The sequence below is a fragment of the [Actinomadura] parvosata subsp. kistnae genome (genome assembly GCF_900323885.1).
GTDB classification, from domain to species: domain Bacteria; phylum Actinomycetota; class Actinomycetes; order Streptosporangiales; family Streptosporangiaceae; genus Nonomuraea; species Nonomuraea composti.
This window is the reverse complement of sequence record NZ_OOHJ01000001.1, coordinates 105,248-116,497: the sequence shown is the minus strand read 5'-3', so window position 1 is coordinate 116,497 and position 11,250 is coordinate 105,248. Positions and strand designations below refer to the sequence as shown.

Genomic DNA, 11,250 nt, shown 5'->3' with positions numbered 1-11,250 from the left:
TGCACGACCATGCCGGCCATGACGTGCGTCTCGCTCATCGCCTGCGACTCGACCGCCTGCCCCGCGAAGGAGGCGGCCACCAGCAGCGCCGCCGCCTGGGCGGTGACGGCGACGCGCAGGCCGTAGAGCAGGCCCGGGGAGACGCGGCCCGCCGGCTTCGGCATGGTCATGGTGTCGTGGGGAGCCATGGGAGGTCCTTTCCGTAGGTGAAGGACCACATGCTCGCGGCGGGCGCCGCCGGCGGTCGTCCCCCTGCCGGATGACTCGCCGGTAGCCCAGGCGGTGGACCTCAGCCGCCGCGCGGCTGGCGTACCGGGCGGAAGGAGGCGTCCACCAGGCCCGTGCGGTGGGCGACGACGGCGGCCTGGATGCGGTTGCGCAGGCCCAGCTTCTCCATCGCGGCCGCGATGTGCGTCTTGACCGTCGTGACGCCGACGTGCAGCTCCTCGGCGATCTCCGCGTTCGACAGGCCGGTGCCGACCAGGGCCAGCACCTCCAGCTCGCGCTCGGTCAGGCCGGGCGGGGCGGCCGGCGCCGCCTGCTCCTCGGCCGCCAGGAACCGCTCGACGACCCGGCGCAGCACGGACGGGGCGAGGAGCTGCTCGCCGGCCGCGGCCCTGCGCACCGCGTCCACCATCCGTTCGGGCTCGTCGTCCTTGACCAGGAAGCCGACCGCGCCGGCGCGCAGCGCGGCGTAGACGTTGCCGTCCTCGGCGAACGTGGTCAGCACCACGATCCTGGTGCCCGGCCGGGCGGCCAGCACCCGCTTGATCGCCTCCAGGCCGTCGACCCTCGGCATGCGCAGATCCATGAGGATCACGTCCGGCAGGTGCCGCTCGGCCAGGCGGACCGCCTCGGCGCCGTCCTCGGCCTCCCCCACGACCTCCATGTCGCCCGTGGCCTGCAGCAGCATGCGTACGCCCGCGCGGACGAGCGCCTGGTCGTCGGCCACCAGCACGCGGATCACGCGGCGCTCCCCGGGGAGACGCGGGTGTGCGTGGGCAGGTGGGCGGCCAGCAGCCAGCCGCCCTCCCCGTCGGGGCCGGCGCTGAGCGTGCCGCCCACCGTGCGCACGCGCTCCCGCATGCCGGCCAGGCCGCGCCCCGAGGAGGGCAGCCGCTCGATCGCGGTCGGCGGGCGGCCGTTGCGGATCTCGACGTCCAGCCCTTCTTCGGCCGGAGTCACGGAGACGCGGACCCGGGTGCCGGGGCCTGCGTGTTTGAGCACGTTCGTCAATCCTTCCTGAACGATGCGCGCCGCCGAGGTGCGGGCGATCAGCGGCGCCTGGTCGGTGGCCGGGTCGAGCTCCAGGTCGACGACGAGCCCGGCGGCGGCCATGCGCTCGGCGGACTCGCGTACCACGTCGGCGGGGTTGGCCAGCAGATCCGGCTGGCGGTCGGGGTCGCGCAGCAGGTCGAGCAGGTCACGCAGGTCCTGCAGTACCTGGTGCCCCGTCTCCCTGATGTCGTTGAGCGCGTCGGCCACGGGCCCGTCGGGGGCGGCGTAGCGGGCGGCGCTGGCCCGCAGCACCATCGCGCCCACGTGGTGGGCGACGATGTCGTGCACGTCGCGGGCGATGCGCTCGCGCTCGGCGAGCTGGTCGGCGCGCACCTGCGCGACCGCCGCGCGCGCCGCCTCCTCGGCGACCAGCTTCTCGGTGGCCGCCGCTGCCCTGCGCACGCCCAGGTAGCGGCCGATCGCGATGGGCGTGGCCACCAGCGTCATGAGCACCCCCACCCGGAACGGCGTGACCTCGGTGTTGTCGCCGACCACGGCGATCGCGGTCAGCAGGCAGCCCGTCACGTACGCGGCCACCGTCCACGCCCACGACACCACCCGCATGGAGAACACGCCGATCGCGATCAGCGTGAGGATCACGCACGTGTTGACCGCCGAGTTCAGGTACGTGTCGGCCGAGACGAGCAGCACGCCCTGAAGGAGGAACACCAGGCCGGGCAGCCGCCTGGCGATGCCCAGCGACAGCCCGCCCACCACGGCCAGCAGCCCCACCACCCAGACGGGCTGGGTGCCGGAGTGCCAGGTCGTCCACGTGCTCAGCACCGTGATCGCCACGCCGCCGGCGGCCAGCAGCGCGTCGGGGGTCACCTCGCGCTCCTCCAGCCGCTCCGCCGAGCTGCGCAGGTACGAGCCGAGCACGGCGGGGAAGACGGGCAGCAGGACCGAGTACATCCACATGTTGCCGGTCAGCGCCATGCCCGGATCGGCGATGTTGAACGCCGTCGCGGCGAACGAGGCGGCCACGGCCAGCGCGGTCGCGCGCATCGGCGCGCGGTAGCCCGCCACGCCCAGCGAGACGCAGACGAGGATCTGCGCGGTGTTGGAGGTGAACGAGCCGAGCTGGTCGGTGACGAACAGCGCGAGCGCCAGATACAGGCTCACGGCCACCGGCCAGCGGCGCACCAGACCCATCGGCAGGCCCACCAGCAGCGCCATCGGGATGTTCATCTCGGCGGGCAGGTATTCGGTGTCGCCCGCGTGCGCCGTGGTCAGCAGGTCGAGGCCCACTCCAGAGGCCGCGAGCAGGATATCGAGCGGCACACCACGCCAACGCATGGACACACCGTATCCGCCCCGCCGCCTCCCGGATCCCGCCCGCTCGTCCTCCTGCCGGAGGAGCGCGCCTCCTCCAAGTGGCCGGAGGTCCGCCCGGACGGTGGAGCGATCAACGGCGCTCGCGGCCCTAGGTTCAGGTCATGCCCAACGACACCGCACTGTTCCTCGGCCAGTTCTTGCGCAACCCCGCGACCATCGGCGCCCTCGCGCCGAGCTCGCGGCGCCTGGCCGCGGCCGTCTGCGCGCCGGTCCCCGAGAAGGGCGAGCCGGTCGTCGTCGAACTCGGGCCCGGCACGGGCCCGTTCACCGCCGAGATCCAGCAGCGCCTCGGCGGGCGCGGCCACCACCTGGCCGTCGAGCTCAACGAGCCGATGGCCCGGCTGCTGGCCGAGCGCTTCCCCAAGGTGGACGTCGCCAACGAGGACGCCACGCGGCTGGGCCGGCTCCTCGCCGAGCGCGGGCTCGGAATGGCGGACGTCGTGGTCAGCGGCCTGCCGTGGGCCGCGTTCCCCGACCAGCTGCAGCGCGAGCTGCTGGGCGCGGTGACGGGGGCGATGAGCCCGGGGGCGGCGTTCACCACGTTCTCCTACATCCACGCCATCCCGCTCAGCTCGGCGCGGCGCTTCCGCGCGCTGCTGGCCGAGCGGTTCGAGGAAGTGGTGCCGGGGCGTACCGTGTGGCGGAACACTCCGCCGGCCTTCGTGTTCCACGCCCGCCGCCCCCGGTAGGGGCCATCGCCCGAGCCCTGACCTGTAGGCCGGGCCCTCATGCTGGGCCCTCATGCGGGCCCTCATACTGGGCCCTGGTGCGGGCCCTCATACTGGGCCCTGGTGCGGGCCCCTTCTGCGGGCTCTGGTCCGGACCTGCTGCCGGTCCTGATCCGGAGCCCTCTGCGGGGAGCCCGGCCGCCCGATCGGCGCCGAGATCGGGCGGGCCACGCCATGTAAGCGGGGAGCTGGTTGCTCAACCCCTCGCGGCGCGGGCACTCGGACCGCCCCGCGGCCTTCCGCGGCCGGCGACCGCGTCGTCTGACCTCCTCCCCCGTCGTCGTCCTCCGTGACAGCCGACTACCCGAGGGTCTGGGAAGCATTCGTCCCGCGCCAGGATCCGGCGGCCCGGACGTCTCAGCCGAAGGCGGGCGGCCGCTTCTCCCGCAGCGCGCGCACGCCCTCCGCGATGTCCGGGCCGGTGAAACCGAGGAACTCCATCGCCAGCGACGCGTCGAACGACGGGCCGGCCAGGCGCAGCCAGTTGTTCAGCGAGTACTTGGTGAGCCTGATCGCCTCCTGCGCGCCGGCCGCCAGCCTGACGGCGATCTCCATGGCGCGCTCGTGCACCTCGTCGTCGTCCACGCACACGCTGACCAGCCCCATCCGCTCCGCCTGCTCACCCGTCACCGGCTCGCACAGCAGCAGGTGGTACTTCGCCTTCGCCATGCCGCACAACAGCGGCCAGATGATCGCCGCGTGGTCGCCGGCCGCGACCCCGAGCCGGGTGTGACCGTCGATGATCCGCGCGGTGCGGCCCGCCACCGAGATGTCGGCCAGCAGCGCGACCGCCAGCCCCGCGCCGACGGCCGGGCCCTGGATGGCGGAGACGACCGGCTTGGAGCAGTTGAGGACGTTGTAGACGATGTCGCGGGCCTCGGCGAACACACGCAACCTCGTGGCGTGGTCGCGCATCATGTCCTCGATCATGGACAGGTCGCCGCCCGCCGAGAACGCCCGGCCCTCACCCCTGACCAGGATCACCCGCACGCTGTCGTCGCGGTCGGCGTCGCGCCAGACCTCGCCCAGCTCGCGGTGGGCGGTCGCGTCGACGGCGTTGAGCCGGGCGGGCTCGCTGATCGTGACCCGCAGCACGCCTTCGGCCGGGGTGTCGAGCTTGAGCTTGGTGTAGGCGTCCATCACAGGTGCCCCCGCGGCGTCGTACGAGCGTCGTCCATCAGTCGTCCATCACAGGTGCTCCCGCAGCCGTTCGGCGACGTACTCGCGGGCCTCGATCGCCTGGTCGAACAGGCCGGGCAGCACGTAGAAGCTGTGCACCGCGCCCTCGAACCTGCGCAGGTCCACCGGCACGCCCGCCTCGGCCAGGCGCGCGGCGTACCGCTCGCCCTCGTCCCTGAGCACGTCGTACTCGGCGGTCACCACCGTGGCCGAAGCCAGGCCCGACATGTCGGGCAGGCGCAGCGGGGACAGGCGCGGGTCGGCCGGGTCGGCGCCGGGCGCGTACTGGCGGGCGAACCAGGCCATCTCCGCGGCGTCCAGGCCGAAGCCCTTGGCGAACTCGCGGTAGCTCGGCGTGTCCATCGCCACGTCGAGCACCGGGTAGACGAGCACCTGGTGGGCCAGAGTCAGGCCGGCGTCGCGCGCCTGCCACGCCGCGACCGCCGCCAGATTGCCGCCGGCGCTGTCGCCGCAGACGGCGACGCTGCCGTTGCTCTGGTAGAAGGCGGGCCTGGCGAACAGGTCGCGCACCACCGTCCAGGCGTCGTCGGCGGCGGCCGGGAACGGATGCTCCGGCGCCAGCCGGTAGTCGACCGACACCACCACCGCGCCCGTGCGGATCGCCAGGTCGCGGGCGGTCGCGTCGTTGCGCTTGACGCTGCCGAACACCCAGCCGCCGCCGTGGAAGTAGACCACGACCGGCAGCGGGTCGTCGCCCGGATCGGCGCGGTAGATGCGGATCGGGACGCCCTCGGCCAGCTCGTCACGCACGAACGGCAGCTTCGTCAGCGGCCCGCGATGGTCCGCGAAGGCGTCCTGCGCGCGCATCTCCTGGATCGCGGCCAGGTCGAGCGCGGCCAGGTCGGTGTCCAGATCCGATGGGTATCGGGCGAGGTGCTCCCGCGCCTGGGGGTGCAGCGGCATGATCGCAGCCTAGCGGGCCGCCTCGATGAACGCATCGAAGAGCCGGGTGTCGCCGCCCCTTTCCGGATGCCACTGCACGCCCACGCCGAACCGGTGCCCCTGCAGCTCGATGCCCTCGACGATCTGGTCCTCGGCCCAGGCCACGGCCAGCAGGCCCGTGCCGAGGCGGCGTACGGACTGGTGGTGCGGGGCACTCGTCTCCACCCGCTCCCCCACCGCCTTGCCCAGCTTGCTGGACACGCTCACCTGGATCGTGTGCCCGCCGTCGGGCTCGGCGTGCCGGTCGCTGTCGAGCACGTCCGGCAGCCACGGGATCAGCGTGCCGCCCTGGGCGACGTTCAGCACGTGCATGCCCCTGGCGACGGCCAGGATGGGCACGTCGGCGCGCACCGCCGCCCGCGCCAGCGCCAGCTCGAACCGGTCACGCTGCGCCTGCGGCTCGTGGACCCGCGCGTCCTGCTCGCCGCCGTACGCCTCCGCTCCCAGCTCCACGCCGCCCGCCAGGACGACGCCCCTCAGCCCGCTCACGTAGTCGTCCACGGCGCTCGGGGCCAGCGGCGGCAGCACCACCGGCGCGCCCCCAGCCCGCCCGACGGCCCTGGCGTACGAGGGCGGGGACAACACGGCCTCCCGCACCCAGTCACCCCAGCGGGCTGCTTCGAAATAGGCGGTGATACCGATCAGCGGTCGGGACATGCGATCTCCAGGGGGCATGGTGGAGTCGGGCGGCCATCGGCTTCGGCCTCACGGGGACGGCCCCATGCCCCATCATGGCGCACTCCCTTTCCGATATGTCACCCCTCCCAAAGATCCCTTGCCTGCCCCTGCGCGGGCTTTCCGCGATTCGTCCCGGTACCTCCCACGAGGCGCCCCGATCCCGCCACCCGCCCCGGCGCACACGTCCGGTCACGACGCCCGGGGCACGGCCACCGCCCGGCACAACGCCGGGGTCGCACAGGCCGTGGCGAGCCGACACACGCGATCTCGCGAGCACACAGCCCAAGGGGGCGCCCGGCGTGCGTGTGTCGCCAGCGGGCACGGCGACCGCGCAAGCCCCGCCCAACCCGAGGCCCACAAGAGGCCGCGAGTGGTGCGTGGCACGAGGCCGCGCGCGGGGGCGCACGGCACGTGGCACGGAACGCGCTCTGCCGAGCTGGCCCAGCCCAGACAACGCGAGACGCACAACGCGAGGCGCGCAAGACGTGGCGCGGCGCACAGCACATGGCGCCCGGAGCGTGGCTTGCACCAAGCGGTGCGGCGCGGGTGCGGCGCGGCCGACGCGTAACGCGGGGCGGTCCGGCCGGGCCCGGCGGGGCGCAGCACGGCGCAGCACAGCACGACGCAGCACGGCGCAACGCGGCGCGGCACGGCACAGTGCGGTGGGTGGGGTTAGGGGAGGCGGGAGGTGGTTTCGGTGATGAGTTGGGTGAGGAGGGAGGTGGTGGAGGGGGTGGTGGTGAGGAGGTCGTCGAGGCGGGCGCGCCAGGCCCCGACCTCCTCGTACGCCGCCTCCACGTCCGGCTCCCCCTGCAGCCGCAGCCGTGTTTCGCAGAGCTGGAGCTGGTACATGAGCCCCAGGTACTGCCCCACCGTGTCGCTGAGCCACCAGTAGGCGTCCGTGGTGGCGGCGGAGACGAAGGTGCGTGCGCCCTCCCAAGCGACCCGCTTGGGGTGGAGGACTGCCATGGCCGGATCGTACGCCTCCCGCCCCGGCCCGGAAACCGTTCCACCGAATGATGTTCCGCCCGCCGACAAGGGACGGCCCCACAGCGAGCCCAGCCAAATGCGAGAAATAATTACTTTCGCCTGCCCCAATCGAAAACACGCGAAATTGGGGAGAATCGGTTGTGACGCGTCATCGGTGGTGTAAGACTCAATTTCGAGCGTACGGGAATGGCCGGGGAGGGCCCCGCGCTCGCGACCCGGACTGTCAGGGAGGTGCAGGTCGAGGCCGGAATGCGTGCCGGCCGAAAAGGGTGGGGCTGGAATATGTCGTTGAATCCGCGACTGGTCAAAGAGAGTTTCTCCGTCGTCGAGCCGATGGCCGACAAGGCCACGGCCTACTTCTACGGCCGCTTGTTCGCCGAGAACCCGCACTTACGGGGCATGTTCCCGCCCGCCATGGACGTCCAGCGGGACCGGTTGTTCGGGGCGCTGACGCGGATCGTGTGGAGCCTGGACAGCCCGGACAGCCTGGCGGCCTTCCTCGGGCAGCTCGGCAGGGACCACCGCAAGTACGGCGTGATCGCGGAGCACTACACGGCCGTGGGCAACGCCCTGCTGGCCACGATCCGCCGGTTCGCGGCCGACGTCTGGAACCACGAGATCGAGGCGGCCTGGGTGTCGGCGTACACGGCGGCGGCCAACCTCATGATCGAGTCGGCCGAGTCGGACGCCGGGGTCTCCCCCGCCTGGTGGCTGGCCGAGGTGATCGACCACGAGCTGCGTCACCGCGACATCGCGGTGCTGACGCTGCGGCCGACGCAGCGCCTGCCGTTCACGCCGGGACAGTACGTCAACGTGCAGACGCCGCGCTGGCCGCGCGTGTGGCGGACGTTCTCGATCGCGAACGCGCCCCGCCCGGACAACACGCTCACGCTGCACGTGCGCTCGGTGCCGGGCGGCTGGGTCTCGACCACGCTGATCCGGCACACGCGCGTCGGCGACACGCTCATGCTGGGCCCGCCGATGGGCACGATGGCGCTGCGCGAGCACAGCGTGCGCGACATGCTGTGCGTGGCCGGCGGCACGGGCCTGGCGCCGCTGAAGGCGATCATCGAGTCCGTCATCGCCTCCGGCCGCCGCCCCAACATCCACCTGCTGTACGGCGCCCGCACCGCCGAGGAGCTGTACGACCTGCCGGACCTGATCAGGATGGAGTCGTCGTTCCCGTGGCTGCGGGTGCTGCCGGTGGTGTCGGACCAGCCCGCCTACGACGGCATGCGCGGCCGCCTGCCCGAGGTGACGCAGCGCTTCCATTCGTGGGCGGAGCACGACGTGTACGTGTGCGGCCCGCCCCTCATGGTGAACGAGACCGTGCGGCGCCTGCAGATCGACGGCGTGCCGCTGGCGCGCATCCACCGGGACGTCGCCCACGGCGAGCGCTGAGATGTTCAGGGGAAGGACGTCCCAGAGCGAGCGCCTCTCACGGCGTGCCGCCGCGGACGTGCGCGGCGCGGCTGCCGCAGGCCCGCCCTGCCGATGAGCAGGGGATCTTCACGATGAGGAAGGGTGTGGCGTAGATCGGGAGTTGACAGCGGGCGCTGGACGGTGCCAAGTGGATGTTGACACGCCTGTGAGGTGAACCGTGCCATCGCCCGCCCGGCGCCGAGTATTCGGCGGACTCGTCACCGTCATCACCGCGACCCTGCTGTTATCCCCGTCGACCGCGGCGGCGGTGTCGGAGGCGGACTCGGAGGTGGGCTCGGAGGCCGTGCCGCTGACGGAGTTATCCGCGGGTGCGGGTACGGGCGGCCAGCGCGGTACCTCGGCCGGGCCCGACACCTACCACTGGGGCTCGACGATCGTGACCGCGCAGCAGGCGGGCCGCTTCCATGACGGCGGGGCGGCCGGCGTCACGTTCGCCACGTCCACCGACAACGGCGCCACCTGGACGAGGGGCACGCTGCCCGGCATCACCGCGCCGGGCGGGGGCCCGTACGGGCGGGTCAGCGACCCGTCGGTGGCCTTCGACGCCGAGCACGGCACCTGGCTGATCACCTCGCTCGCGCTCGACGACGCGGGCGGGCTGACGGGGGCGGCGGTCCTGACCAGCCGCTCCACCGACGGCGGCCTGACCTGGAGCGCGCCGGTCACCGCGGCCACCGGCGGCGACCTGGACAAGAGCTGGGCCGTCTGCGACAACGGCGCGGGCAGCGCCTTCCGCGGCACCTGTTACGCGGTGTTCGACGACCACGCGGCGGGCAACGCGATCAAGGTGGCCCGTTCCTCCGATGGCGGCCAGACGTGGGCCGTGACCGGCACCTCCGCGACCGGCCTGGGCGCGCAGCCGGTGGTGCGGCCGAACGGCGCCGTGGTGGTGCCGTACCTGGGCGAAGCGGGCGAGATCCGCTCCTTCCGTTCCCGCGACGGCGGCGCGAGCTGGGAGGACAGCGTGCTGGTGTCGGCGGTGCAGCGGCACACGGTCGGGGCGGGCTGCGGGCCGCGCCGCTGCCGTCGGCCGAGGTGGACGCGGCCGGCACCGTGTACGTCGTCTGGCAGGACTGCCGCTTCCAGGTGGAGTGCGCGGGCAACGACATCGTGCTGAGCAGGTCGGCCAACGGCGCCACCTGGAGCGACGCTCTCCGCGTCACCAGGGGCGACGGCGACCACTTCATCCCCGGCCTCGGCGTGGACCGCGAGAGCTCAGGCAAGGGGGCGCGGCTGGCGCTGGCGTACTACCGCTACCCCGACGCCGCCTGCGCGCCCGCCGCCTGCCGGCTCACGGTCGCTTTCACCTCCTCGGCGAACGGCGGCGCGAGCTGGTCGCAGCCGACGGAGCTGCACGCGGGCATGGCGCCGGACTGGCTGGCGACCAGCACGCAGGGCCGTACCGTCGGCGACTACATCTCCACCTCGGTCGTGCCGGGCGGCAGCGCGTTCCCGGTGTTCACGGTGGCGGGGGCGCCGTCGGGCGGGGCGTTCGACGTGCGCACGCTGACGGTCACGGGCGGCCTGTCGATCGCGGGCGGCGAGCCGCCGACGATCGCCGTCGAGGCGGAGGTCGCATCGGGCGAGCCCCCACCCCAAGCACCCCAGACCGCCCGCTGACGCCACCCGCCCAACCCACCGCCGACCGCCCGCTGACGCCGCCGTCAGCCGCGCCGACGGCCGCCCGCTGACGCCCGTTCAGGCGTTCTTGCGGAACGCGGCGGCGGTCTCCTCGTCGCTGGGCCAGAACGTCTCGATGGCCAGCTCCGACACCGTCACGTCCACCGGCGTCCCGAACGTCGCAATCGTCGTGAACATCGACAGCACCCGGTCCCCGGCCGCGATCCGCAGCGGCACCAGGATGTCGGCCGGTCCGGGCACGTGCGCCACGTTGAGGTCCACGCCCGGGTAGGTGTAGGAGGCCAGCTCGTCGTGCAGCTCGGCGAGCTGCCCGTTGCCGGACATCTCGGCCTGCCTGCGGAGCTGGTGCAGCAGGTGGGCGCGCACCTCGGCGAGGTTCAGCAGCCGCCCGCCCATCGCCTGGGGGTGCAGCGACAGCCGCATCACGTTGACCGGCTCCCGCAGCAGCTCCTCGGGCACCCCCTCCATGAACATGGCCGCCGCCGCGTTCGCGGCCACCAGGTTCCACGTCGCGTCCACCACGACCGCCGGGTACGGCTCGTGCCCGGCGAGGATCTTGTCCAGCGCCTGCCGGATCACCCCCATCTCGGGGCGCGCACCTCGCGTTCCGGGTAGACGGGCGCGAACCCGGCGGCCACCAGCAGCCGGTTGCGGTGCCGCAGCGGCACCTCCAGCTCCTCGGCCAGCCTCATCACCATCTCGCGGCTCGGGCGGGCGCGGCCCGTCTCCAGGAAGCTGACGTGCCGCGCCGACACGTCCGCCTCGATGGCCAGGTCGAGCTGGCTCACCCTCCTGCGCTGCCGCCACGACCGCAGCAACTCACCGAAAGAATCCTCATGTACGGCCACAGCTCCCATGCCGGACACGGTAGCGGTCACAGGGAAGCGCCTCGATTACCTGTCAGGTAAGCGACGGGGGCTTGCGCGGGGAATCTCCCAGTCCTCGGTAACTGTCGGTGGCGCGTGGCACGATGGCCGCAAGACCGACTGGGAGCGCTGCCACGGCCGCTCCCACC

12 protein-coding genes and 1 pseudogene are annotated in these 11,250 nt (G+C 73.0%); 4 read left to right on the top strand and 9 right to left on the bottom strand.

Going from position 1 to position 11,250, the window contains the following annotated elements; translation table 11 throughout:
- From KIS93_RS00500 to KIS93_RS00490, 3 genes and pseudogenes are all read right to left on the bottom strand, one after another.
- Nucleotides 1–188 (bottom strand): annotated as a pseudogene (locus tag KIS93_RS00500) (hypothetical protein); the annotation flags it as partial.
- 101 nt (nt 189–289) lie between these two features.
- Nucleotides 290–967, bottom strand: coding sequence for a response regulator (locus KIS93_RS00495; protein WP_080040284.1), 678 nt, complete (start codon nt 965–967; stop codon nt 290–292).
- Complete coding sequence (locus KIS93_RS00490) at nt 964–2,574, bottom strand: sensor histidine kinase (protein WP_230466318.1); 1,611 nt, start codon at nt 2,572–2,574, stop codon at nt 964–966. The genes KIS93_RS00495 and KIS93_RS00490 overlap by 4 nt, the downstream gene beginning before the upstream one ends.
- A 140-nt stretch (nt 2,575–2,714) precedes the next feature.
- On the opposite strand from KIS93_RS00490, the gene KIS93_RS00485 reads away from it, so the two are divergent.
- A complete protein-coding gene (locus tag KIS93_RS00485) occupies nt 2,715–3,302 on the top strand; it encodes a class I SAM-dependent methyltransferase (protein ID WP_080040285.1) in 588 nt (195 codons plus the stop codon).
- Between the two features lie 396 nt (nt 3,303–3,698).
- Here the strand turns inward: KIS93_RS00485 and KIS93_RS00480 are convergent, their stop codons facing one another.
- The 4 genes from KIS93_RS00480 to KIS93_RS00465 form a co-directional block, all read right to left on the bottom strand.
- The gene (locus tag KIS93_RS00480) at nt 3,699–4,481 is read right to left on the bottom strand and encodes an enoyl-CoA hydratase/isomerase family protein (RefSeq protein WP_080040286.1); all 783 of its coding nucleotides are present in this window, start codon (nt 4,479–4,481) and stop codon (nt 3,699–3,701) included.
- A gap of 48 nt (nt 4,482–4,529) precedes the next feature.
- Complete coding sequence (locus KIS93_RS00475) at nt 4,530–5,444, bottom strand: alpha/beta hydrolase (RefSeq protein WP_080040287.1); 915 nt, start codon at nt 5,442–5,444, stop codon at nt 4,530–4,532.
- A gap of 9 nt (nt 5,445–5,453) precedes the next feature.
- Entirely contained in the window at nt 5,454–6,140 is a 687-nt protein-coding gene (locus tag KIS93_RS00470; protein WP_080040288.1) for a gamma-glutamyl-gamma-aminobutyrate hydrolase family protein, read from the bottom strand.
- Between the two features lie 693 nt (nt 6,141–6,833).
- Nucleotides 6,834–7,130 carry a hypothetical protein gene (locus tag KIS93_RS00465; protein ID WP_155127948.1) on the bottom strand — a complete coding sequence of 99 codons (297 nt, stop codon included), beginning with the start codon at nt 7,128–7,130 and terminating at the stop codon, nt 6,834–6,836.
- Nucleotides 7,131–7,433: 303 nt separating this feature from the next.
- Here KIS93_RS00465 and KIS93_RS00460 point away from each other — a divergent pair, with 303 nt between their 5' ends.
- The 3 genes from KIS93_RS00460 (at nt 7,434) to KIS93_RS00450 (ending at nt 10,214) form a co-directional block, all read left to right on the top strand.
- The gene (locus tag KIS93_RS00460; protein ID WP_080040290.1) at nt 7,434–8,552 is read left to right on the top strand and encodes a globin domain-containing protein; all 1,119 of its coding nucleotides are present in this window, start codon (nt 7,434–7,436) and stop codon (nt 8,550–8,552) included.
- A 199-nt stretch (nt 8,553–8,751) separates the two neighbouring features.
- Nucleotides 8,752–9,711 (top strand): sialidase family protein, encoded by a 960-nt coding sequence (locus KIS93_RS00455; RefSeq protein ID WP_186403498.1) that lies wholly within the window; start codon nt 8,752–8,754, stop codon nt 9,709–9,711.
- On the top strand, nt 9,630–10,214 hold the full coding sequence (locus tag KIS93_RS00450) for a sialidase family protein (protein WP_186403497.1): 585 nt from the start codon (nt 9,630–9,632) through the stop codon (nt 10,212–10,214). The genes KIS93_RS00455 and KIS93_RS00450 overlap by 82 nt, the downstream gene beginning before the upstream one ends.
- A 78-nt stretch (nt 10,215–10,292) precedes the next feature.
- Here KIS93_RS00450 and KIS93_RS00445 read toward each other — a convergent pair whose 3' ends face one another.
- Both KIS93_RS00445 and KIS93_RS68225 read right to left on the bottom strand, forming a co-directional pair.
- Nucleotides 10,293–10,820 carry an MmyB family transcriptional regulator gene (locus tag KIS93_RS00445; RefSeq protein ID WP_335673872.1) on the bottom strand — a complete coding sequence of 176 codons (528 nt, stop codon included), beginning with the start codon at nt 10,818–10,820 and terminating at the stop codon, nt 10,293–10,295.
- Nucleotides 10,811–11,092: a helix-turn-helix domain-containing protein gene (locus tag KIS93_RS68225; protein WP_335673871.1), complete on the bottom strand. Its 282-nt coding sequence runs from the start codon at nt 11,090–11,092 to the stop codon at nt 10,811–10,813. Before KIS93_RS68225 ends, KIS93_RS00445 begins: the two co-directional genes overlap by 10 nt.
- Between the last annotated feature and the right edge of the window lie 158 nt (nt 11,093–11,250).

Coding starts and splice junctions, on each gene's coding strand:
- KIS93_RS00490 (WP_230466318.1), bottom strand. CDS start 2,574: ATGCGTTGGCGTGGTGTGCCGCTCGATATCCTGCTCGCGGCCTCTGGA.
- KIS93_RS00445 (WP_335673872.1), bottom strand. CDS start 10,820: ATGGGGGTGATCCGGCAGGCGCTGGACAAGATCCTCGCCGGGCACGAG.
- KIS93_RS00470 (WP_080040288.1), bottom strand. CDS start 6,140: ATGTCCCGACCGCTGATCGGTATCACCGCCTATTTCGAAGCAGCCCGC.
- KIS93_RS00485 (WP_080040285.1), top strand. CDS start 2,715: ATGCCCAACGACACCGCACTGTTCCTCGGCCAGTTCTTGCGCAACCCC.
- KIS93_RS68225 (WP_335673871.1), bottom strand. CDS start 11,092: ATGGGAGCTGTGGCCGTACATGAGGATTCTTTCGGTGAGTTGCTGCGG.
- KIS93_RS00480 (WP_080040286.1), bottom strand. CDS start 4,481: ATGGACGCCTACACCAAGCTCAAGCTCGACACCCCGGCCGAAGGCGTG.
- KIS93_RS00475 (WP_080040287.1), bottom strand. CDS start 5,444: ATGCCGCTGCACCCCCAGGCGCGGGAGCACCTCGCCCGATACCCATCG.
- KIS93_RS00460 (WP_080040290.1), top strand. CDS start 7,434: ATGTCGTTGAATCCGCGACTGGTCAAAGAGAGTTTCTCCGTCGTCGAG.
- KIS93_RS00465 (WP_155127948.1), bottom strand. CDS start 7,130: ATGGCAGTCCTCCACCCCAAGCGGGTCGCTTGGGAGGGCGCACGCACC.